General features: G+C 25.9%; 28 protein-coding genes. 9 read left to right on the top strand and 19 right to left on the bottom strand.

Annotation, left to right across the window (positions count from 1 at the left end; all coding sequences use genetic code 11):
• Positions 1-474 precede the first annotated feature (474 nt).
• On the bottom strand, positions 475-582 hold the full coding sequence (locus DJ007_RS18430) for a helix-turn-helix transcriptional regulator (RefSeq protein WP_165974201.1): 108 nt from the start codon (positions 580-582) through the stop codon (positions 475-477).
• A gap of 12 nt (positions 583-594) precedes the next feature.
• On the bottom strand, positions 595-753 hold the full coding sequence (locus DJ007_RS20625) for a tyrosine-type recombinase/integrase (RefSeq protein ID WP_368359934.1): 159 nt from the start codon (positions 751-753) through the stop codon (positions 595-597).
• 863 nt (positions 754-1,616) lie between these two features.
• Here DJ007_RS20625 and DJ007_RS13915 point away from each other — a divergent pair.
• From DJ007_RS13915 to DJ007_RS13900, 4 genes are all read left to right on the top strand, one after another.
• Positions 1,617-1,769: a plasmid partition protein ParG gene (locus DJ007_RS13915; RefSeq protein WP_129410092.1), complete on the top strand. Its 153-nt coding sequence runs from the start codon at positions 1,617-1,619 to the stop codon at positions 1,767-1,769.
• A 4-nt stretch (positions 1,770-1,773) separates the two neighbouring features.
• Positions 1,774-1,983 (top strand): hypothetical protein, encoded by a 210-nt coding sequence (locus DJ007_RS13910; RefSeq protein WP_129410091.1) that lies wholly within the window; start codon positions 1,774-1,776, stop codon positions 1,981-1,983.
• A 116-nt stretch (positions 1,984-2,099) separates the two neighbouring features.
• On the top strand, positions 2,100-2,240 hold the full coding sequence (locus DJ007_RS20620; RefSeq protein ID WP_129410090.1) for a transcriptional coactivator p15/PC4 family protein: 141 nt from the start codon (positions 2,100-2,102) through the stop codon (positions 2,238-2,240).
• A gap of 63 nt (positions 2,241-2,303) precedes the next feature.
• Positions 2,304-2,786, top strand: coding sequence for an RNA polymerase subunit sigma-70 (locus DJ007_RS13900; RefSeq protein ID WP_129410089.1), 483 nt, complete (start codon positions 2,304-2,306; stop codon positions 2,784-2,786).
• Positions 2,787-2,843: 57 nt separating this feature from the next.
• On the opposite strand, the gene DJ007_RS13895 is transcribed toward DJ007_RS13900, so the two are convergent.
• The 4 genes from DJ007_RS13895 to DJ007_RS13880 form a co-directional block, all read right to left on the bottom strand.
• Positions 2,844-3,140 (bottom strand): hypothetical protein, encoded by a 297-nt coding sequence (locus DJ007_RS13895; protein WP_129410106.1) that lies wholly within the window; start codon positions 3,138-3,140, stop codon positions 2,844-2,846.
• Between the two features lie 242 nt (positions 3,141-3,382).
• Complete coding sequence (locus tag DJ007_RS20615; RefSeq protein WP_368359932.1) at positions 3,383-3,475, bottom strand: hypothetical protein; 93 nt, start codon at positions 3,473-3,475, stop codon at positions 3,383-3,385.
• Between the two features lie 110 nt (positions 3,476-3,585).
• Positions 3,586-3,894, bottom strand: a complete 309-nt coding sequence (locus DJ007_RS13885; RefSeq protein ID WP_129410105.1) for a hypothetical protein — start codon at positions 3,892-3,894, stop codon at positions 3,586-3,588.
• Positions 3,895-6,251: 2,357 nt separating this feature from the next.
• On the bottom strand, positions 6,252-6,824 hold the full coding sequence (locus DJ007_RS13880) for a type II toxin-antitoxin system PemK/MazF family toxin (RefSeq protein WP_129410104.1): 573 nt from the start codon (positions 6,822-6,824) through the stop codon (positions 6,252-6,254).
• A 412-nt stretch (positions 6,825-7,236) separates the two neighbouring features.
• Between DJ007_RS13880 and DJ007_RS13875 the strand changes: the two genes are divergently transcribed.
• Positions 7,237-8,220, top strand: coding sequence for a hypothetical protein (locus tag DJ007_RS13875; protein ID WP_129410103.1), 984 nt, complete (start codon positions 7,237-7,239; stop codon positions 8,218-8,220).
• Between the two features lie 689 nt (positions 8,221-8,909).
• On the opposite strand, the gene DJ007_RS13870 is transcribed toward DJ007_RS13875, so the two are convergent.
• From DJ007_RS13870 to DJ007_RS13825, 10 genes are all read right to left on the bottom strand, one after another.
• Positions 8,910-9,248 (bottom strand): hypothetical protein, encoded by a 339-nt coding sequence (locus DJ007_RS13870; RefSeq protein WP_129410102.1) that lies wholly within the window; start codon positions 9,246-9,248, stop codon positions 8,910-8,912.
• Positions 9,236-10,399 (bottom strand): hypothetical protein, encoded by a 1,164-nt coding sequence (locus DJ007_RS13865; RefSeq protein ID WP_129410101.1) that lies wholly within the window; start codon positions 10,397-10,399, stop codon positions 9,236-9,238. The genes DJ007_RS13870 and DJ007_RS13865 overlap by 13 nt, the downstream gene beginning before the upstream one ends.
• Before the next feature lie 10 nt (positions 10,400-10,409).
• On the bottom strand, positions 10,410-10,643 hold the full coding sequence (locus DJ007_RS13860; protein WP_129410100.1) for a hypothetical protein: 234 nt from the start codon (positions 10,641-10,643) through the stop codon (positions 10,410-10,412).
• 7 nt (positions 10,644-10,650) lie between these two features.
• Complete coding sequence (locus DJ007_RS13855) at positions 10,651-11,199, bottom strand: DnaB-like helicase C-terminal domain-containing protein (protein WP_276318805.1); 549 nt, start codon at positions 11,197-11,199, stop codon at positions 10,651-10,653.
• Between the two features lie 162 nt (positions 11,200-11,361).
• Entirely contained in the window at positions 11,362-12,732 is a 1,371-nt protein-coding gene (locus DJ007_RS13850; RefSeq protein ID WP_129410098.1) for a toprim domain-containing protein, read from the bottom strand.
• Between the two features lie 72 nt (positions 12,733-12,804).
• Positions 12,805-12,990, bottom strand: coding sequence for a hypothetical protein (locus tag DJ007_RS13845; RefSeq protein WP_240739654.1), 186 nt, complete (start codon positions 12,988-12,990; stop codon positions 12,805-12,807).
• A gap of 469 nt (positions 12,991-13,459) precedes the next feature.
• On the bottom strand, positions 13,460-13,759 hold the full coding sequence (locus DJ007_RS13840; RefSeq protein WP_129410096.1) for a hypothetical protein: 300 nt from the start codon (positions 13,757-13,759) through the stop codon (positions 13,460-13,462).
• A 37-nt stretch (positions 13,760-13,796) separates the two neighbouring features.
• Entirely contained in the window at positions 13,797-14,126 is a 330-nt protein-coding gene (locus tag DJ007_RS13835) for a hypothetical protein (RefSeq protein WP_129410095.1), read from the bottom strand.
• A gap of 128 nt (positions 14,127-14,254) precedes the next feature.
• Positions 14,255-14,449 (bottom strand): helix-turn-helix transcriptional regulator, encoded by a 195-nt coding sequence (locus tag DJ007_RS13830; protein WP_129410094.1) that lies wholly within the window; start codon positions 14,447-14,449, stop codon positions 14,255-14,257.
• 12 nt (positions 14,450-14,461) lie between these two features.
• The gene (locus DJ007_RS13825) at positions 14,462-15,211 is read right to left on the bottom strand and encodes a tyrosine-type recombinase/integrase (protein WP_129410093.1); all 750 of its coding nucleotides are present in this window, start codon (positions 15,209-15,211) and stop codon (positions 14,462-14,464) included.
• A 284-nt stretch (positions 15,212-15,495) separates the two neighbouring features.
• Here DJ007_RS13825 and DJ007_RS20610 point away from each other — a divergent pair, with 284 nt between their 5' ends.
• The 4 genes from DJ007_RS20610 (at position 15,496) to DJ007_RS13805 (ending at position 16,665) form a co-directional block, all read left to right on the top strand.
• Positions 15,496-15,648, top strand: a complete 153-nt coding sequence (locus DJ007_RS20610; protein ID WP_129410092.1) for a plasmid partition protein ParG — start codon at positions 15,496-15,498, stop codon at positions 15,646-15,648.
• A gap of 4 nt (positions 15,649-15,652) precedes the next feature.
• Positions 15,653-15,862, top strand: a complete 210-nt coding sequence (locus DJ007_RS13815; RefSeq protein ID WP_129410091.1) for a hypothetical protein — start codon at positions 15,653-15,655, stop codon at positions 15,860-15,862.
• 116 nt (positions 15,863-15,978) lie between these two features.
• Positions 15,979-16,119: a transcriptional coactivator p15/PC4 family protein gene (locus tag DJ007_RS20605; RefSeq protein ID WP_129410090.1), complete on the top strand. Its 141-nt coding sequence runs from the start codon at positions 15,979-15,981 to the stop codon at positions 16,117-16,119.
• Between the two features lie 63 nt (positions 16,120-16,182).
• Positions 16,183-16,665 (top strand): RNA polymerase subunit sigma-70, encoded by a 483-nt coding sequence (locus tag DJ007_RS13805; protein ID WP_129410089.1) that lies wholly within the window; start codon positions 16,183-16,185, stop codon positions 16,663-16,665.
• Between the two features lie 57 nt (positions 16,666-16,722).
• Here DJ007_RS13805 and DJ007_RS13800 read toward each other — a convergent pair whose 3' ends face one another.
• The 3 genes from DJ007_RS13800 to DJ007_RS13790 all read right to left on the bottom strand — a co-directional run bounded on the left by DJ007_RS13800 (position 16,723) and on the right by DJ007_RS13790 (position 20,631).
• On the bottom strand, positions 16,723-17,151 hold the full coding sequence (locus tag DJ007_RS13800) for a hypothetical protein (protein WP_129410088.1): 429 nt from the start codon (positions 17,149-17,151) through the stop codon (positions 16,723-16,725).
• Between the two features lie 112 nt (positions 17,152-17,263).
• Complete coding sequence (locus tag DJ007_RS13795; RefSeq protein ID WP_129410087.1) at positions 17,264-17,776, bottom strand: toxin-antitoxin system HicB family antitoxin; 513 nt, start codon at positions 17,774-17,776, stop codon at positions 17,264-17,266.
• Between the two features lie 2,621 nt (positions 17,777-20,397).
• On the bottom strand, positions 20,398-20,631 hold the full coding sequence (locus tag DJ007_RS13790) for a type II toxin-antitoxin system PemK/MazF family toxin (protein WP_206076399.1): 234 nt from the start codon (positions 20,629-20,631) through the stop codon (positions 20,398-20,400).
• Between the last annotated feature and the right edge of the window lie 908 nt (positions 20,632-21,539).

The following is a 21,539-nucleotide window of genomic DNA, read 5'->3' as shown; positions in this document are numbered from 1 at the left end:
TAACTTCATCATTTACAAGTTGACGATATAAGACTTTTCTAACTTTGTTTAACCTTATACTTCTTACAAATTTCAACCTCCTTCAATGTATATTTCCTCATATCTCTTTTCCTTATTCCAGTAATAGCTAAAATCAATAATTTCGTCTAAAAGTTTAGATAAAGAATTAATATAAGCTTTTTCTCTTTTCTTTTTATTAGATAACGAAGTTTTTTTAATACCATAGCGAATAGGATCTAATCGAAAATTAATTCAAATACCATACTAAACCCACCCCTCGAAAAATATAAAGATATATGCAAAAATTAGCGTCTCTGAGAAAGTTTATTATATTTATATATATAATTTCATATAAGAAAAAAATAGAGGCTTTAAATCGCGTAATTTTAGTTAAGAATTTCCTTCTTGAGTTTTATAACTTTCATTTAATAACTTTTCAATGTCTGATTTTTTATAAAAACTTTTTTCCCTATTTTAATAGGTTTTAATATCCTTTTTTGCCCAGCGATAAATAGTAGGAGCTGATATTTTAAAAATTTCCATAACTTCATTTCTAGTAAGTAATTCTTCATCAAATCCCATAGTATAACCTCCTTAAAATGCTTTTATTATTACATTATTTGAAGTAACCTTTGTGTATATATCAGTTATAGCTATATTTGAATGACCAAGAATAGCCTGTAACTGATTAATAGCTCCACCGCGATTTAAAAATTCAACTGCAAAAGTATGTCTTAAAAGGTGTGGATATATGCCATGCTTATTAAAGTATTTTTGAATAGCTCTAATAGATCTTTTATTTTCGAAAAGCTTATATTCATTTGCTAGATCTAATAAATTCTTTTCTATTAATAAAACTCTTTCTTTATTTCCTTTCCCTTTAATTCTAAGCTCTGCATGGTTTTCTTTAATTCTAATATCTTTTGAGTTAAGTTATGGTATTCAGAAATTCTCAGCCAGTATTTCTTAAAAAAATGGCCAATGCTTTATAATATCGTTCATTTTATCAATTATAGCTTTGAATTCATCATCTGTTAAATATTTAGGCAATCTTTGATATTTTGGAGCTTTGGCTTTTTCAAGATAGTTTTCTTTGATATAACCTTTTTCATAAAGATATTTTATAAATTGCTTGGCAATAACTATTTTAGTTTTATTGAGCTTTCCTTATACCTTTTCAATGATTTTAAAAATTATCTGTACCTTTTTAGTAATTCCATAGCTAAGAATATCTTTATTGTTGCTTCATATCTTTTCAAAGTTTTTCACTTACTCCTCGATAATGTCTCAAATAATTAAAATATTCATTCATAATTTTATCCGTTCAAGTTTCATAACTCTCTCCTCCTATCTTTCAATAGATTTCATTTATATTCAAATTATAACTTACGATAACAATAAAAGTCAAGTATTAAATGTAACAATTTTAAGGTTAAAATAAAAGGCGAAAAAGGTATTTTTGATGTCAGGCTATAAACTTCTTTTAATCGGTGTTTTGTGTTATTGGTTCATATTATATAGTATAATACGCACCATATTAATTATGTCATTAATCTCAATATGTAGTATTAAGTATTTGTAAAGATACTTTATATGGTGGTACAATACATATAGGGGTGATTAATATACATCGATTAAACGTTAACGTAGCCGAAGAGGTTAAAAATAAATTAGAGGACTTGAGTAAAAAAGAGGGAAGATCTATTTCTGATTTAATTCGTGAAGCTATAGCTAAGCTTTTAAGAGAGAGAGGATATCTCAAGGAGTGATTTTATGATTGAATTTTGGATTGAAAGAAGAGGAAAAGAAAAATATTATATTCTCAAAGTTCCTGCAGATTTGGCTAGAGAATTTAAAAAGTTTAAACATATGGCTGTTTATATGGCAAATGGAAAAATTGAGCATTACCAGTATAAATTAACAAAAGAAGAATTCAAACCATTTATAAATAAATTGAAAAATAAAATTATAAAAGTAGATTAATTATTTCTCTAAAATTTTGAGCTATAAGCCCGTCATTTTTATATAGAGGATAAAATATATTCATGCCTCTTCTTTATGCTCTTAAATCGCCAAATTTTTTAATTAAGGGGTGAAGTATGAAGGAGTTTGACAAAAATTCAAGAGAAAAAATTCGTGTTTTTGTAGATGAATATGCAGGGAAAAAGCTTTTAAACATTAGAGTATATTACCAAGATATTGATGGTGAGTGGAAACCCACAAAAAAGGTATATCTTTAAAAATTGAAATGGCCGAAGAAGTTTTAAAAGGTGCTTTAGATGAATTAAAAGTTGGTGTATAGAATGTTTGAAATGCCCGTCTCAAAAAAAGATATAATCCACTATTTGCAACAATATAAGAAGTCTATTCAAGATGTTTTCTCTCAAGTAGTTCATTTATATTTTGAAAATGGAAAAATTCAATTTGAATATTCTTTATATTCGGTAAGATATGAAACTATAAAAAGAAAAGTTAATCGCGTTCGTGACTTTAATAGTTTAGCGAAAGAAGGCTATCCAACACATCTAATAAAAGCATTTGCTATTATTAATTTAATAGAGTTTTGGCTATATAGCCCTAAAATTAATTTATCAGTTGTTGAAAGGGAAGCTTTATTTTGGTTCTATATAAATCATGATTTTGAATACTATGGCAAATTTAATAAGCGTTATAAAACACTTTCTTTATCACAAATAGCTAAAAAAATGAATATAAAAAAATCGGAAGTAAAAAGATATATTGATAAAGCTATGCATAAGATCTTAAAGTATAATAATTCACATTAAAATTATTTAATATTTATCATTGATAATTAAAAATAAAAGACGCTTTCAAGGCGTCTTTTATTCATAAATTTTATTGAATACCATATTATCCGTAGCCTGTTTTGCTCCATCTAATCTTTCTACTACTTGTAAATACATTTTATCTTTTACTAAATTCCCACTAAAATATAAACCATAATTTTTTGTTTCATCTGAAGTCTGATCATAAATTAACATAGAACAACTAAAATCTAACCACCCATCACTATTTATATACCCATTAGTTATTTTAAGAGTTAGTTCTTTTTCTCCCATTTTTTGATATAAATCTCCTGAAAATTTTTCTCCTTTTTGTTCTGTTATTATAATTTTCACCAAAAAATCCTCATCAGAAGCCTTATATTCCATGTTCCAATCACAGAAGGTATAAATAAACTCATACAACTGGATAAACTAAATATAATCATAATTAAGATAATTCCAAAAACATACTTACACTTACGCATAACCTCACCCCATACATTTTTTCAAAGATATTATAGCATTTTTTTTCTATAAGTTCGAAATAAAAAAACATTTCGAACTCGAACTTTGCTGTATCCTTGATGACAAGAAAATTATTCCTCAAAGTACTTTAATAATATTGCATTAATTAATTGATTTACAGAAATTCCTTCTTCAGTGGCTTTTTCAGTAAGCTTATATTTCAGATCTTTTAATAATCTAACACTGTATAAAACTTTTTCTCCTTCCTTATATTCCTTTGTAAAACTAAAAGCATCGTATGTATTATTAGGAATAGATTTTTCTATTTTCTCCTCTAATTTTTTACTCTAATTTCAAGATCTTCTATTTTCTTAGATAGATTTTCAACTTCTGATTTTTTACTAATAGCTTTTATAGGTTCTTTATCTGCATTTAAAGCAATTTCTCTTACTTCATTTAAGATTTCTCTTTCCTTAGCTTCTTCAACTAACTTTTTTGGATCTTCTCCGGTAACCCTTTCATAATACCTTTGGATATCGTTCTTTGTTAAGCCTAGAGCCTTCTCAGTAGCTGCCATAGAATGCCCAGCAAGTAAATATTCGCGTATCTTATCTTTTAAAAATTCCACCTTCTTAAGTCCCATATCATAACCCCTCTATAATTAGCTTATAGTATAACTTCAAATATTTTTGATATACACTATATCACACCATAATATACTTTCAATATCATATCGATATCATATCAGTATCACATCAATATCATAATGATATTACTTGTATTATAAAAAAACTTTTCTACATTTTTTGAAGTATCAATTTTAGTGATATACATTGTATCACATTATAATATCATCAACGTCTAAAACTCCTATAAATAGAATTTTTTATTATTCTTGACCAACTAATATTTAATGTAGTAGCAAAAATCTAAAAAGAGAATGATATACACTATATCACACTATAATATCAACTGTATATTATTTTAATATCATCACGATATCATCAAATTCTAAAAAACTTTAATTATGCAACTTTTAGCCATTTTCTTAATATAAATGTAAAAAGATATAAGGGATATAAAGGCTTTATTTTTTCTTTTATAACCAATTAGCCATAAAAAAGACTTTCATGCCCTTAAAACGCCTTATTTTATTATATTAAAATACCGATAAATAGCGAGTTTCAAGAGGCTCAATAAGAGGTTCACTTTCTAAGCCAGTTTTATTTTGGGTTATAAAAAAGTCAAGAAATTTCAAGAGATTTAGGGGTAAATATACTAATAAAAAAGCTTTCTAATATTGATTAATAATAAAAATCCGCCACCTTAACGGTGACGGTGCTTGGATGCTTTTTCTAGCTTTGTATCCTGCTGTAATGCTTTGCGAGAATATATTTGCTACAACTCCTATAGTGCATCTACTAATTTATTGAATTCATCAACACTTATCCCATATTCTACTGCTAAGAATTCAATTACTGGTGTGAATATATACTAGGCTAAAAGCACCACAAGCAGGAGATATAGTATGTTTTTCATACTATCACCTCCTTTTAAAACCATTATATCATAGATAATCGATATATTCTGCTTATTATCTATTTTGAAGTAGCGTAACGAATTGTTACGTTATTCTTAGACCAAAACTCTTTATAGGGAGTCACTGTGCGTTACATCCAGGAGTAGGCAAAACGTCGCCCCCTTATATTTAATCTGTTACAAAAAAATTAACAACCTAAACGAAACCGTTTCGTTTAGGTCAGAAACAAAATCGTAAAGAGTTTAGAAAAGTTAAGATATTTTGGCTATAACAAAATCACTTAGTAGCTCTAAAAATACCATATATATACATTCAATTATATTATTGATTTTTCAGATCTAAACCTTATATCTTAAAAAATAAAAACAAAGGAAAAATACACTATATAATAGTGTGACAATTTTACTGTTAATTTATAATAGAAAACCCAAGATATAATTTTAATAAAGGAGGTGAAAAAAATGAAAGATTTACATAATTTTATCTATTAGTTAGAAGGAACATACTATCTCATTCTTTCAATTGGAATATTTATAAAAGTTTCAAATGGAAACTTTGAACTCCATGATTTTAAAGATTTAATTGATATCATTTGGTATATCATAAATAATCTCAATAATTAAATCTTTAAAAGGGATCGTAAAACACGATTCCCTTTTAATTTTGAGAATAACATCGCGTTTCGAAGCCTTACCAAGATGCCCTAAACATTAGTTAGGTCATAAAAAAATACGAAGCTCCATTAAAGAGCTTCGATTATTTAACAATCTAACGGCGCCAAGCGCCATTAGATTTTTTTAAATTGCAAGTTACCACATACGCACACTTAAAAAAGAATTTTTATTTTTTGATATTTTTTAGAATATATATTATTAGCTATAAACATCTATTAGAGAATAGGTAATATACTGTGCTTTTGTAATCATATGAAAAAAACTGAGAAAAACTGAAAGAATATAGCATTTGCAAGAAACAATTGAAATATCTAAATACTGATTAATACTAGGAAAGAGTATACTTTCAAAATAATATATATTCAGATAGAAATGACATTATGATTGGTATTAAAAACAGAATCCCGAAATGGGACTGTGCTAAAAAAGAATAAAAGGCAACGCTCACCAAAACAGGGAATGTTCCAGGCGCCAGATTAAAACACTAAAAAAAATTTATTATAATCCTTTGTTTATCAGTGGTATATAATAGATTGTGGGTAATAAATTAAAAAAAGGCGTCTGGAGTGTTATTCCAAACGCCTTTGGGCCGCAAGGGCAATTTCAATTCAGTTAGGGCCGCTATGGCACAGTGTATTTTCTATACACTATTAATATAACATAAATATGTTTTTATGTTAATCTGTTTTTCTGGCAATTATTTTAAATTAAAAGCTTTTTTCGTTTATTTTCTCCTTATATCTCAATTTATCTCACAATTAGACGGTTATATATCTTTTTCATTAACTAACCCTTTTTAAGAAAAATTTTAGTTATTTGCTCATCTATTTCATCAAGCTTTTCACTACTTAATTTATCTAAAATATAACCTTTAATTCCTTGAGATTTTAAAGCTTTAATTTCACTAAGATTTTTTATCCTCATTTTACTTATCGACCTAATTTGTTTTAAATCAACATAACTTTTATCATCTAATTTTGGATGATCTCCTACACTAATTAAACCATCAATATTCCTTTTTATCCCATTCTTATTAGATGTTTTTAAAGGAGCTACAATAATAGTTCTTTCACTTTTTTTATTATCATTTTCTATAACAACCGCAGGTCTTACTTTATATAATTCTGACCCTAATGTTTGGCCAAAGTCAACATAAATAATATCTCCTCTTTTAAATTTAGGAAGTTTATTATATTTAAAACTATCTTCAAAAAGCTTCTTATCTAAATATATTTTAAAACCTTTGAATGCATAATAAATTTTCTCCATATTATCTATAGATAGCATTTTTTGCGTTTTAACAAAAAAAGTCTTAATAAAATTCTTTACATCATCAATAGTTAAATTATTGTTTCCCATAAACAAACCTCCTAGCTATATTTTATTCTATCTCTTTTATTATACCTCTTAAAATGTTAATTCTCTCTCCAATTTACACCATACTTTGTGATTTTAAAAGGATCCATATATCGCTTACTAAAATCTTAGTATTCGCTTACTATTACAAACGTTACTATCTGTTACAGTTTCGACTGTTACACTAAATATTGAAAAATACTAAGTTGCAAAAAATTCTGTAAGATGTTTATTTATAAAAAATATATAGTATTGAAAGAAAAGAAAAATATTGTAAAATATAAAAATGAAATTAAATATTTTTGTGTAATATTTTTGGAGGTGATAATATTTTCAACAAAGTAAAAAAACCATTAAACATTTCTCTTATTCAAAGAATACCATGTTAGATTTTTTAAATCGACAATATGTATTTATGATTGATAAAAAAGAAAAACTTATCGATATTTTAATAGATGAAGAGGTATATAAATACGATTCATCATGTTATGGAAAATATGATATATATACGAAAAACAAAATAAAAAAAATACCTCTATCTGGCGGTCATTTATGTGTTAACATATTAGATTCAGAAGAATATACATTTTTTAGTACGCTTATTTATGAAGTAAAACACATTGCTAATTTTTTTATTTACAGTTATTATAGTTTATTAAGGCTTAATTCAACTCTTTGGGAAAAAGCTTATAAAGAATTTTTAGAGAATACATCAATAAAATATTTGGCTCTTACTGATAATTCGGATATTATTAGCTCGATCAAACAATTCATAGAGGATATTGGAGGAATAAAATTTAATAGTGAAATAGCAATTTCATTAAATTTGCTTTTTTATATCAAATTTCTTTATAAAAATCCGCAGGCAGTTTTTGATTTTGAAAATTTTTTGTCACAAGTTTATCCTCAATTTAAATATGAAACACACAATAACAAACAAAAACTTATTGAATACTTAGATGACCAATTTACTAGTTCCCTTCCAAAATTATTTTATGACAAACTATTAAAATTAGCGAATAGATTAAAATTATTAAATCCTAAAAATATTGATACTACGATTACAGAATTTTATGTAAACTTGTTTCCTCAAACTATTTTGATTTCTCCAGAATATACTATTATTGCTCCTGAAACTGATAATATTAATGCTAACAAAATTAAAAATCCTATGATTTATTTCAAAAACAATATAATGATTTTATTTGATGAAAGATATGGTGAAAACTATATTGTTTTACTAAAACATAAAAACGATAAAATAGATCAAAAATACCGAACATACAAATATTTGATACAAGAAGTGTCGTATGCTTTAATGACATATATGATAATGAGGGGATATAATTTAGAAAATAAAAATTATATATATTATAACTTGTATGATAACTTACAATAAAAAGAAAGAATATTTTATGTTCAATAGTCACCTGTAATTACTTTTGAAATTCAAAATATCCACCGTTTCGACGTGGCGAAACGATTTCGTCATGTTAATTTTATTTTTTTCGTACCAAAATGAGTACTCAATATTTTAAATAAGCTTTAAAAGCTAATTGTAAAATTATAACAATCTGTTCTGCAATATTAATATATAACCAATAGTGGATTTGATAAAAATTTCGACCCTTTATCTGCAACCAAAATATCGTTTATAATTCACTTATTATAAGCTTTTTAGAAAATATACATTCAAAATATTACCTATTATATTTTGTTACAATAAAAAAAATAAATTGTTGTATTCCATTATTTAATAGCATTTCAGAAGTTTTCGACCCTTTATCTGCAAGCCGTTTTTTCTAACTGTTATTAATAGCTAATTTCAGATTAAGATTAAAGAGAAAAAATCTTTTCTCCTTTTATCTTAAAAATATGGCGGGCGTTTTTAAAAATAAGCCCGCCTATTATATAATTTTACTATTATATAATTATATAGAAAAAATCGTCCTCTAAAACCCTTTATTTTAGGGAATTTTAAAAAATTGATTCCCACAATCTGTACGAAATTTCCCACAATCTGTACGAAATTTCCCACAATCTGTACGAAATTTCCCACAATCTGTACGGTGGTTTTTGAAATATTAATTAAATATTATAAATTTCGTAATCTTCAAAAAAATCACTATTTATTTTAATTTCTACATCTTCACTATATGGAGTAAAAGAAGATATTAAACCTATCTTTTTAAAGAAAGTTAATATCTTTTGAAGTTGATTTTTTAACCTAGAAGGATACTTTTTGAAATCTGTTTTTATATTTAATTTTATAAGTAGTTCTTTATAAGCAATTTTAAATTTTAAACCCTGTTTTTGCCCTTTTTTCATTTTTTTTAATTCATTATATTTTAACACCAGAAAGCTTGCAAAATAGTAATATGGTAACTTTTTGGTTCGAGGCGGCAAGTTTGAGTCTATAATATCCATAAATCAGCAGGTTCGTTGATATATAGTAAATTCCCATCTGGGTCAAGATCTTTAGTTAGCCCTTCATAAAAGATTCTAGATAATTCTAAAGAATAAACTTCTTCTGTTTTTTCTAATTTTCCATTTTTTACTTTATCAACTTTTAGTGTTTCCACTCTTGAAATTAATGGTGTAGTATAAGTTAAACGATAAACTTCCCCATTTGAATTTGAAATCTTACTTATTAAGGTGTGTTCTCTAAGTTGAAGTTCTTTTAAAGCCTGTTTATATCTTTTATATATATTTCCAGATGTTTTATAATTCATACCTAAGGCTTTGAAAAAATCACTTAATTTAAAAGTAATTGTAGGTCTTATAAACCTTTTATTATCAATTGAGTAGTATTGATTTTCTTTCTTTGTTGCATTACCGATATAACCTTGTTCTTTGAATAGCTTTTGAATAGCTTTGATTACTCTAAATTCATATGCATTTTCTATTTGTATCCCTATATTTTTTGTTGTTTCTGTTAATTCAAGATTTTCGGGATTTTTCAAATTAGTGTCTATTAGAAGCTTACTAATCTCGTGTTTTGTAAATTTATTAAGGTTTTTTTCAAAATTTAGTGGAGAACGAGTTATTTTTTTTGCTTCTATAAACCATTCAAAAAAATCAGATAATATAGCTTTGAATGATAAAAATGTTGTAGGGTCTTCAAGACTCTCTTCAGTAAGGATTTTTAAAGAGTCGAAAAATTCAATTGAAATTTCATCAGTGAATTTTTGCTTAATTTCATTAGCGATATTTAAAAGTTTATTTAGAATTTCTTTTTCTAATTGAATAAATTTACTTTCGTTTCTCTTATAAAATGAATTAAAATTAGATGTAATATTATTCACTTTTATTTTTACGTTATCTTTTTCTAAGATTTTTACTATTTCAGCAAATGAAATCGGTATAGATATATTTATAGAAGAGTGAATTTTAGGTATGTGCTCATCAAATATAGCAAAGGATTCTTCAGGTGTATTAAATATTTTAATTTTTTCTTTTGCTATAATTGGATTAGTATCTAAATTCAAAATTTTATTTTTTATATTTTCATTTGATATGTCATTTAATCGGAATATATATTTATTTTTTATTTTATATGCAATCAGTTCTTTTTTCATATTTTCCCTCCTATTTTAAAGTTGAAACTTTTCTCTCAACAACCTCAAATATATTTTTGTACTTATATAAATTCATATCTATAATACCTCTGTAGCCACTAAGTTTATTTTTTGCAAAACTTAATTTTACAGGAATAATGTCTTTGTTTTCTTCTAAAGCTTTTTCTCCTTCTTTTTCATAATATATCGAAAGAATTAAATTAGCGTTATAAGCATATTTGCCTGTCTCGTTTATATCATGCATAGTTGGTTTAGGGTATTATTAGCATTTGCACTTTTGGTTTTCGTAATTCTGTAGTTGTGAATAATGGTATGTTATATAAATCAATAATTTTTTTTATCATATTTGCTCTTTTTATATTTTCTTCCCTTATTGAGCCAATATCAAAAGGGATTTCTAAATTATGTAATCCATCAATAAAAACCATTAGATTTCCATTACTTTTAGTATATAATTCATCAATTTCAGCCTCTAAAGCCTCAATATTATCGATTTCAGTAAGATCTTTTAAAATAATTCGAGTACTATATTTTTCAAGTGTTTTGTATGCATTTTCTAAAGATTCTAATTCATACTGTGATTTGTATTTAAAGCCTTTTACTCTATTAATTTCGATGTTTGATAATACTGCTAACATTCTATATGCTATAATTTCTTTTGTATCATCAAGAGAATAAAAAGCACAGAAAAGTTGTTCATTTGCAGATAATGCATCTAAAAAGAAATTTATCATTAATGCAGTTTTCCCTGCATTGGGATAACCAGCAATAATATAAAAACCAGGTTGATAACCTTGTATTTTCTGATTTATGATTGACTCAAATTTCTTAGATCTATAACCTAAAAGATCATTTGTGTTTTTACTTTTTTCCTTTAGATCTCTTAGAAATTGAATTAAATTTTGTTCAGGTTTTCTATTCTTTTCAATTTTAATGTATAAGTATTTGCTAATTTAGCAATGTCATTTATAACGTTTGAGAGATATTATTTGTTTGAATTTTTGATATAATTTATTTAGTTCTTTATGCATTTCAGAAAAGAGTTTTTCTTTTTTATCTCTTAAGATGATTTCGCGTGCAAGTTCCTTATCAAAATATCTTTCAAAATACTTTTTGTAGATGAATTCATTGATTTCACTTTGTACGTATTTTTCCTTAATTATATTGAATTTTTGGAATAGAGTATAATAGTCTAAATTGCCTTCTTTTAGCTTTATATTTTCAATTTCTTCATTAATAATCCATTCTAAAAAAGGTATGGAATCATAAGATTCAAATTCATTATAACCAAAGTTATTTATTAGCTCATCGACGTCTTTACTTGAGCTAATGCTTATTATTTCTATATTATATATACCAACATTTTGAAGGTTTTTTATACTAGTGTATATATTCTTTTTTCCTGCTTTATCATTATCTGGAATTAGTATAACCTTTTCAGGGTTTATATATTTTTTGAGATATTCTGCTTGTTGCGAAGATAATGAAGCTTTTCCTCCAGTAGCTAAAACACCGCTTTTATAGACAAAATTGTATACTTCATCTATATTTTTAAAAGTTCTTTTTTCGAGGTCTTTATTATAGGTTAATGAAAGGGCATCAAATTCACCTTCAACTATGTAAATGATCTTACTATTATGAATATTTTCTAGATTAAATAATGTATCTTTGAATCCTTTAGAATTTACATATTTTGGCGATATGTTGGTTATAGCTCTTCTTTTAAAATTAATGATTTTTCCATATTGATCTTTGTAAGTTAAAACTAATTTATGTGTGTCCTCAAAGTGTTTGAAATGATAATCTAAAAAGTCTAAAGAACTTCTAGAAAAACCTTTATTTACCAGTTTATTTTTGAGATCGTCAAGACTTATAAGATAACCTAGCTTACTAATGGCTATAAATTTTTCACTGTATCCCCTAATTTCTTTAAGATATTTGAAAACAGGATTGTTCTTATTTTCCCATAAATTATTTATTAAAATATTTTGAGCTTCGTTAAGAATTCTATATTCAATAAATTTTCTATTATATTTTTTTATATCTAAGTTCAAATTAATATTTTTATTTTGAGCTAGAGTAATCATCAAATCAAAAAAATTTTTGTTTTCCCTTTCTTCTAAATAATTTATTAAAGGTTTTTCATATCCGCATTTATCTCTACGGTTGCATTTTATAATTTTTGTGTTATTATAAATATAAGCTTCATTTTTCCCACATACAGGACATTTTAAAATGTAATAATCTCCTTTTTGTTGTGGATTTAATTCTGGAATTAGTTCTTCAATTGAATATTCTTTTAAAATATTATTCATTGTTTGAAAATTATCCATTATGAAACCTCCTTTAATAAAATGTTTGTTGTATTTTTTTTTGAGTGAGCCCTCTTGGCCGAGAGGGCTTTTTTATTTTATAGTGTATCCTAACTTTTCTAACTCTAACTTGAGTAAATCAATGTCTTTTTTTGAAAAACTATAATTTTTCCCTTTCTTCATAAAATAGTGTTCTCCTAAGTCCTCTAATTTGTAGATAATTCTATAAATTACGAAACGATTCACTTTAAAAGTTTTTGCTAATTCATTTATTGTCATAAAACCACCTCCTTTCTTTAATAAAAATTTATATTTTTTAAACTTTTTTGCTTTATTGCACAAATGAAAAATAATTATGCTATAATATAAATGCCAGGGAATAGGACGATTGAACGTCCATTTATACCCCTATTTAATTTTGCGGGTCTCATGTAGAGGAAGTTTTAGAGATATACCCGCGAAACTATATTGCCAGTATAGCGTGAGGGAAGAAACTTTATTCTGTTACACATAAGACCGTTGCCAGCGGTCTTTTTTTTCTTATTTTTATTATATCACTATATAAAGTATCTTAACGGTTTATTTACACTATATATTGCGAAAAAAATTATTTTTATCTTTCTTTTATTTTATTATAACTCAATTTTGATTTTCATGCTAAGCAAAGGGGTCCTTTTTTATTTTATCCCAGATCTGCTTTTTGCAGATCCAGGAATTTATGATATAATTATCATGCGATATTTGTTTTTTATAGGGATACTACCGTTTTTGTGCGGGGTGTCCCTTTATTTATTAATTCATTTCCATTTTCAATATAAATATTCAGGTTCTCAAGGATCATAAATAACAAATTGTGAGTATATTTTAATTTTTGTAATGCAGAAAATAAGGCTAAAGTCTTATCTTCTTCATGCTTTAAAGGTGTAGGATCTACTTTATCAAATAACTCAGATAGAAGGTCTCTTAAAACTTCAAGCTCAATTAATTGATTTTCAAGCGCATTTTCCAGTTTTGATATCTTTTTATCTTGATACTTAACTAAATTCATACCATCGCCTCCTTTTTTAATGTATCTACTTTGTCTCCTATTCTTCAAAAACTACACTTTCAAGAAAAACATTTTCGATTTCGCCAGAAGGATTATAGGCTATAACTTCATCATTTACAAGTTGACGATATAAGACTTTTCTAACTTTGTTTAACCTTATACTTCTTACAAATTTCAACCTCCCTTCAATGTATATTTCCTCATATCTCTTTTCCTTATTCCAGTAATAGCTAAAATCAATAATTTCGTCTAAAAGTTTAGATAAAGAATTAATATAAGCTTTTTCTCTTTTCTTTTTATTAGATAACGAAGTTTTTTTAATACCATAGCGAATAGGATCTAATCGAAAAATTAATTCAAATACCATACTAAACCCACCCCTCGAAAAAATATAAAGATATATGCAAAAATTAGCGTCTCTGAGAAAGTTTATTATATTTATATATATAATTTCATATAAGAAAAAAATAGAGGCTTTAAATCGCGTAATTTTAGTTAAGAATTTCCTTCTTGAGTTTTATAACTTTCATTTAATAACTTTTCAATGTCTGATTTTTTATAAAAAACTTTTTTCCCTATTTTAATAGGTTTTAATATCCCTTTTTTGCCCCAGCGATAAATAGTAGGAGCTGATATTTTAAAAATTTCCATAACTTCATTTCTAGTAAGTAATTCTTCATCAAATCCCATAGTATAACCTCCTTAAAATGCTTTTATTATTACATTATTTGAAGTAACCTTTGTGTATATATCAGTTATAGCTATATTTGAATGACCAAGAATAGCCTGTAACTGATTAATAGCTCCACCGCGATTTAAAAATTCAACTGCAAAAGTATGTCTTAAAAGGTGTGGATATATGCCATGCTTATTAAAGTATTTTTGAATAGCTCTAATAGATCTTTTATTTTCGAAAAGCTTATATTCATTTGCTAGATCTAATAAATTCTTTTCTATTAATAAAACTCTTTCTTTATTTCCTTTCCCTTTAATTCTAAGCTCTGCATGGTTTTCTTTAATTCTAATATCTTTTTGAGTTAAGTTATGGTATTCAGAAATTCTCAGCCCAGTATTTCTTAAAAAAATGGCCAATGCTTTATAATATCCGTTCATTTTATCAATTATAGCTTTGAATTCATCATCTGTTAAATATTTAGGCAATCTTTGATATTTTGGAGCTTTGGCTTTTTCAAGATAGTTTTCTTTGATATAACCTTTTTCATAAAGATATTTTATAAATTGCTTGGCAATAACTATTTTAGTTTTTATTGAGCTTTCCTTATACCTTTTCAATGATTTTAAAAAATTATCTGTACCCTTTTTAGTAATTCCATAGCTAAGAATATCTTTTATTGTTGCTTCATATCTTTTCAAAGTTTTTTCACTTACTCCTCGATAATGTCTCAAATAATTAAAATATTCATTCATAATTTTATCCGGTTCAAGTTTCATAACTCTCTCCTCCTATCTTTCAATAGATTTCATTTATATTCAAATTATAACTTACGATAACAATAAAAGTCAAGTATTAAATGTAACAATTTTTAAGGTTAAAAATAAAAGGCGAAAAAGGTATTTTTGATGTCAGGCTATAAACTTCTTTTAATCGGTGTTTTGTGTTATTGGTTCATATTATATAGTATAATACGCACCATATTAATTATGTCATTAATCTCAATATGTAGTATTAAGTATTTGTAAAGATACTTTATATGGTGGTACAATACATATAGGGGGTGATTAATATACATCGATTAAACGTTAACGTAGCCGAAGAGGTTAAAAATAAATTAGAGGACTTGAGTAAAAAAGAGGGAAGATCTATTTCTGATTTAATTCGTGAAGCTATAGCTAAGCTTTTAAGAGAGAGAGGATATCTCAAGGAGTGATTTTATGATTGAATTTTGGATTGAAAGAAGAGGAAAAGAAAAATATTATATTCTCAAAGTTCCTGCAGATTTGGCTAGAGAATTTAAAAAGTTTAAACATATGGCTGTTTATATGGCAAATGGAAAAATTGAGCATTACCAGTATAAATTAACAAAAGAAGAATTCAAACCATTTATAAATAAATTGAAAAATAAAATTATAAAAGTAGATTAATTATTTCTCTAAAATTTTGAGCTATAAGCCCGTCATTTTTATATAGAGGATAAAATATATTCATGCCTCTTCTTTATGCTCTTAAATCGCCAAATTTTTTAATTAAGGGGTGAAGTATGAAGGAGTTTGACAAAAATTCAAGAGAAAAAATTCGTGTTTTTGTAGATGAATATGCAGGGAAAAAGCTTTTAAACATTAGAGTATATTACCAAGATATTGATGGTGAGTGGAAACCCACAAAAAAGGTATATCTTTAAAAATTGAAATGGCCGAAGAAGTTTTAAAAGGTGCTTTAGATGAATTAAAAGTTGGTGTATAGAATGTTTGAAATGCCCGTCTCAAAAAAAGATATAATCCACTATTTGCAACAATATAAGAAGTCTATTCAAGATGTTTTCTCTCAAGTAGTTCATTTATATTTTGAAAATGGAAAAATTCAATTTGAATATTCTTTATATTCGGTAAGATATGAAACTATAAAAAGAAAAGTTAATCGCGTTCGTGACTTTAATAGTTTAGCGAAAGAAGGCTATCCAACACATCTAATAAAAGCATTTGCTATTATTAATTTAATAGAGTTTTGGCTATATAGCCCTAAAATTAATTTATCAGTTGTTGAAAGGGAAGCTTTATTTTGGTTCTATATAAATCATGATTTTGAATACTATGGCAAATTTAATAAGCGTTATAAAACACTTTCTTTATCACAAATAGCTAAAAAAATGAATATAAAAAAATCGGAAGTAAAAAGATATATTGATAAAGCTATGCATAAGATCTTAAAGTATAATAATTCACATTAAAATTATTTAATATTTATCATTGATAATTAAAAATAAAAGACGCTTTCAAGGCGTCTTTTATTCATAAATTTTATTGAATACCATATTATCCGTAGCCTGTTTTGCTCCATCTAATCTTTCTACTACTTGTAAATACATTTTATCTTTTACTAAATTCCCACTAAAATATAAACCATAATTTTTTGTTTCATCTGAAGTCTGATCATAAATTAACATAGAACAACTAAAATCTAACCACCCATCACTATTTATATACCCATTAGTTATTTTAAGAGTTAGTTCTTTTTCTCCCATTTTTTGATATAAATCTCCTGAAAATTTTTCTCCTTTTTGTTCTGTTATTATAATTTTCACCAAAAAATCCTCATCAGAAGCCTTATATTCCCATGTTCCAATCACAGAAGGTATAAATAAACTCATACAACTGGATAAACTAAATATAATCATAATTAAGATAATTCCAAAAACATACTTACACTTACGCATAACCTCACCCCCATACATTTTTTCAAAGATATTATAGCATTTTTTTTCTATAAGTTCGAAATAAAAAAACATTTCGAACTCGAACTTTGCTGTATCCTTGATGACAAGAAAATTATTCCTCAAAGTACTTTAATAATATTGCATTAATTAATTGATTTACAGAAATTCCTTCTTCAGTGGCTTTTTCAGTAAGCTTATATTTCAGATCTTTTAATAATCTAACACTGTATAAAACTTTTTCTCCTTCCTTATATTCCTTTGTAAAACTAAAAGCATCGTATGTATTATTAGGAATAGATTTTTCTATTTTCTCCTCTAATTTTTTTACTCTAATTTCAAGATCTTCTATTTTCTTAGATAGATTTTCAACTTCTGATTTTTTACTAATAGCTTTTATAGGTTCTTTATCTGCATTTAAAGCAATTTCTCTTACTTCATTTAAGATTTCTCTTTCCTTAGCTTCTTCAACTAACTTTTTTGGATCTTCTCCGGTAACCCTTTCATAATACCTTTGGATATCGTTCTTTGTTAAGCCTAGAGCCTTCTCAGTAGCTGCCATAGAATGCCCAGCAAGTAAATATTCGCGTATCTTATCTTTTAAAAATTCCACCTTCTTAAGTCCCATATCATAACCCCCTCTATAATTAGCTTATAGTATAACTTCAAATATTTTTGATATACACTATATCACACCATAATATACTTTCAATATCATATCGATATCATATCAGTATCACATCAATATCATAATGATATTACTTGTATTATAAAAAAACTTTTCTACATTTTTTGAAGTATCAATTTTAGTGATATACATTGTATCACATTATAATATCATCAACGTCTAAAACTCCTATAAATAGAATTTTTTATTATTCTTGACCAACTAATATTTAATGTAGTAGCAAAAATCTAAAAAGAGAATGATATACACTATATCACACTATAATATCAACTGTATATTATTTTAATATCATCACGATATCATCAAATTCTAAAAAACTTTAATTATGCAACTTTTAGCCATTTTCTTAATATAAATGTAAAAAGATATAAGGGATATAAAGGCTTTATTTTTTCTTTTATAACCAATTAGCCATAAAAAAGACTTTCATGCCCTTAAAACGCCTTATTTTATTATATTAAAATACCGATAAATAGCGAGTTTCAAGAGGCTCAATAAGAGGTTCACTTTCTAAGCCAGTTTTATTTTGGGTTATAAAAAAGTCAAGAAATTTCAAGAGATTTAGGGGTAAATATACTAATAAAAAAGCTTTCTAATATTGATTAATAATAAAAATCCGCCACCTTAACGGTGACGGTGCTTGGATGCTTTTTCTAGCTTTGTATCCTGCTGTAATGCTTTGCGAGAATATATTTGCTACAACTCCTATAGTGCATCTACTAATTTATTGAATTCATCAACACTTATCCCATATTCTACTGCTAAGAATTCAATTACTGGTGTGAATATATACTAGGCTAAAAGCACCACAAGCAGGAGATATAGTATGTTTTTCATACTATCACCTCCTTTTAAAACCATTATATCATAGATAATCGATATATTCTGCTTATTATCTATTTTGAAGTAGCGTAACGAATTGTTACGTTATTCTTAGACCAAAACTCTTTATAGGGAGTCACTGTGCGTTACATCCAGGAGTAGGCAAAACGTCGCCCCCTTATATTTAATCTGTTACAAAAAATTAACAACCTAAACGAAACCGTTTCGTTTAGGTCAGAAACAAAATCGTAAAGAGTTTAGAAAAGTTAAGATATTTTGGCTATAACAAAATCACTTAGTAGCTCTAAAAATACCATATATATACATTCAATTATATTATTGATTTTTCAGATCTAAACCTTATATCTTAAAAAATAAAAACAAAGGAAAAATACACTATATAATAGTGTGACAATTTTACTGTTAATTTATAATAGAAAACCCAAGATATAATTTTAATAAAGGAGGTGAAAAAAATGAAAGATTTACATAATTTTATCTATTAGTTAGAAGGAACATACTATCTCATTCTTTCAATTGGAATATTTATAAAAGTTTCAAATGGAAACTTTGAACTCCATGATTTTAAAGATTTAATTGATATCATTTGGTATATCATAAATAATCTCAATAATTAAATCTTTAAAAGGGATCGTAAAACACGATTCCCTTTTAATTTGAGAATAACATCGCGTTTCGAAGCCTTACCAAGATGCCCTAAACATTAGTTAGGTCATAAAAAAAATACGAAGCTCCATTAAAGAGCTTCGATTATTTAACAATCTAACGGCGCCAAGCGCCATTAGATTTTTTTAAATTGCAAGTTACCACATACGCACACTTAAAAAAGAATTTTTATTTTTTGATATTTTTAGAATATATATTATTAGCTATAAACATCTATTAGAGAATAGGTAATATACTGTGCTTTTGTAATCATATGAAAAAAACTGAGAAAAACTGAAAGAATATAGCATTTGCAAGAAACAATTGAAATATCTAAATACTGATTAATACTAGGAAAGAGTATACTTTCAAAATAATATATATTCAGATAGAAATGACATTATGATTGGTATTAAAAACAGAATCCCGAAATGGGACTGTGCTAAAAAAGAATAAAAGGCAACGCTCACCAAAACAGGGGAATGTTCCAGGCGCCAGATTAAAACACTAAAAAAATTTATTATAATCCTTTGTTTATCAGTGGTATATAATAGATTGTGGGTAATAAATTAAAAAAAAGGCGTCTGGAGTGTTATTCCAAACGCCTTTGGGCCGCAAGGGCAATTTCAATTCAGTTAGGGCCGCTATGGGCACAGTGTATTTTCTATACACTATTAATATAACATAAATATGTTTTTATGTTAATCTGTTTTTCTGGCAATTATTTTAAATTAAAAGCTTTTTTCGTTTATTTCTCCTTATATCTCAATTTATCTCACAATTAGACGGTTATATATCTTTTTCATTAACTAACCCTTTTTTAAGAAAATTTTAGTTATTTGCTCATCTATTTCATCAAGCTTTTCACTACTTAATTTATCTAAAATATAACCTTTAATTCCTTGAGATTTTAAAGCTTTAATTTCACTAAGATTTTTATCCTCATTTTACTTATCGACCTAATTTGTTTTAAATCAACATAACTTTTATCATCTAATTTTGGATGATCTCCTACACTAATTAAACCATCAATATTCCTTTTTATCCATTCTTATTAGATGTTTTTAAAGGAGCTACAATAATAGTTCTTTCACTTTTTTATTATCATTTTCTATAACAACCGCAGGTCTTACTTTATATAATTCTGACCCTAATGTTTGGCCAAAGTCAACATAAATAATATCTCCTCTTTTAAATTTAGGAAGTTTATTATATTTAAAACTATCTTCAAAAAGCTTCTTATCTAAATATATTTTAAAACCTTTGAATGCATAATAAATTTTCTCCATATTATCTATAGATAGCATTTTTTGCGTTTTAACAAAAAAGTCTTAATAAAATTCTTTACATCATCAATAGTTAAATTATTGTTTCCATAAACAAACTCCTAGCTATATTTTATTCTATCTCTTTTATTATACCTCTTAAAATGTTATTCTCTCTCCAATTTACACCATACTTTGTGATTTTAAAAGATCCATATATCGCTTACTAAAATCTTAGTATTCGCTTACTATTACAAACGTTACTATCTGTTACAGTTTCGACTGTTACACTAAATATTGAAAAATACTAAGTTGCAAAAAATTCTGTAAGATGTTTATTTATAAAAATATATAGTATTGAAAGAAAAGAAAAATATTGTAAAATATAAAAATGAAATTAATATTTTTGTGTAATATTTTTTGGAGGTGATAATATTTTCAACAAGTAAAAAAAACCATTAAACATTTCTCTTATTCAAAGAATACCATGTTAGATTTTTTAAATCGACAATATGTATTATGATTGATAAAAAGAAAAACTTATCGATATTTTAATAGATGAAGAGGTATATAAATACGATTCATCATGTTATGGAAATATGATATATATACGAAAAACAAAATAAAAAAAATACCTCTATCTGGCGGTCATTTATGTGTTAACATATTAGATTCAGAAGAATATACATTTTTAGTACGCTTATTTATGAAGTAAAACACATGCTAATTTTTTATTTACAGTTATTATAGTTATTAAGGCTTAATTCAACTCTTTGGGAAAAAGCTTATAAAGAATTTTTAGAGAATACATCAATAAAATATTTGGCTCTTACTGATAATTCGGATATTATTAGCTCGATCAAACAATTCATAGAGGATATTGGAGGAATAAATTTAATAGTGAAATAGCAATTTCATTAAATTTGCTTTTTTATATCAAATTTCTTTAT

Origin of the sequence: Marinitoga lauensis (assembly GCF_004135675.1) — a bacterium.
GTDB lineage: Bacteria > Thermotogota > Thermotogae > Petrotogales > Petrotogaceae > Marinitoga > Marinitoga lauensis.
Note: the sequence above shows the minus strand (reverse complement) of the source record. Positions and strands in the feature narration are given on the sequence as shown.

Excerpts from the sequence above, each read along its gene's own strand:
- DJ007_RS13875 (WP_129410103.1), top strand. The coding sequence starts at position 7,237 with ATGATTGATAAAAAAGAAAAACTTATCGATATTTTAATAGATGAAGAG.
- DJ007_RS13845 (WP_240739654.1), bottom strand. The coding sequence starts at position 12,990 with ATGACAATAAATGAATTAGCAAAAACTTTTAAAGTGAATCGTTTCGTA.
- DJ007_RS13830 (WP_129410094.1), bottom strand. The coding sequence starts at position 14,449 with ATGGGATTTGATGAAGAATTACTTACTAGAAATGAAGTTATGGAAATT.
- DJ007_RS18430 (WP_165974201.1), bottom strand. The coding sequence starts at position 582 with ATGGGATTTGATGAAGAATTACTTACTAGAAATGAAGTTATGGAAATT.
- DJ007_RS13840 (WP_129410096.1), bottom strand. The coding sequence starts at position 13,759 with ATGAATTTAGTTAAGTATCAAGATAAAAAGATATCAAAACTGGAAAAT.
- DJ007_RS13900 (WP_129410089.1), top strand. The coding sequence starts at position 2,304 with ATGTTTGAAATGCCCGTCTCAAAAAAAGATATAATCCACTATTTGCAA.
- DJ007_RS13805 (WP_129410089.1), top strand. The coding sequence starts at position 16,183 with ATGTTTGAAATGCCCGTCTCAAAAAAAGATATAATCCACTATTTGCAA.
- DJ007_RS13790 (WP_206076399.1), bottom strand. The coding sequence starts at position 20,631 with ATGCTATCTATAGATAATATGGAGAAAATTTATTATGCATTCAAAGGT.
- DJ007_RS13850 (WP_129410098.1), bottom strand. The coding sequence starts at position 12,732 with ATGGATAATTTTCAAACAATGAATAATATTTTAAAAGAATATTCAATT.
- DJ007_RS13860 (WP_129410100.1), bottom strand. The coding sequence starts at position 10,643 with ATGCATGATATAAACGAGACAGGCAAATATGCTTATAACGCTAATTTA.
- DJ007_RS13880 (WP_129410104.1), bottom strand. The coding sequence starts at position 6,824 with ATGGGAAACAATAATTTAACTATTGATGATGTAAAGAATTTTATTAAG.
- DJ007_RS13800 (WP_129410088.1), bottom strand. The coding sequence starts at position 17,151 with ATGCGTAAGTGTAAGTATGTTTTTGGAATTATCTTAATTATGATTATA.
- DJ007_RS20620 (WP_129410090.1), top strand. The coding sequence starts at position 2,100 with ATGAAGGAGTTTGACAAAAATTCAAGAGAAAAAATTCGTGTTTTTGTA.
- DJ007_RS13825 (WP_129410093.1), bottom strand. The coding sequence starts at position 15,211 with ATGAAACTTGAACCGGATAAAATTATGAATGAATATTTTAATTATTTG.
- DJ007_RS13870 (WP_129410102.1), bottom strand. The coding sequence starts at position 9,248 with ATGGATATTATAGACTCAAACTTGCCGCCTCGAACCAAAAAGTTACCA.
- DJ007_RS13865 (WP_129410101.1), bottom strand. The coding sequence starts at position 10,399 with ATGAAAAAAGAACTGATTGCATATAAAATAAAAAATAAATATATATTC.
- DJ007_RS13885 (WP_129410105.1), bottom strand. The coding sequence starts at position 3,894 with ATGGGACTTAAGAAGGTGGAATTTTTAAAAGATAAGATACGCGAATAT.
- DJ007_RS13795 (WP_129410087.1), bottom strand. The coding sequence starts at position 17,776 with ATGGGACTTAAGAAGGTGGAATTTTTAAAAGATAAGATACGCGAATAT.
- DJ007_RS13910 (WP_129410091.1), top strand. The coding sequence starts at position 1,774 with ATGATTGAATTTTGGATTGAAAGAAGAGGAAAAGAAAAATATTATATT.
- DJ007_RS20605 (WP_129410090.1), top strand. The coding sequence starts at position 15,979 with ATGAAGGAGTTTGACAAAAATTCAAGAGAAAAAATTCGTGTTTTTGTA.
- DJ007_RS13815 (WP_129410091.1), top strand. The coding sequence starts at position 15,653 with ATGATTGAATTTTGGATTGAAAGAAGAGGAAAAGAAAAATATTATATT.
- DJ007_RS13835 (WP_129410095.1), bottom strand. The coding sequence starts at position 14,126 with ATGGTATTTGAATTAATTTTTCGATTAGATCCTATTCGCTATGGTATT.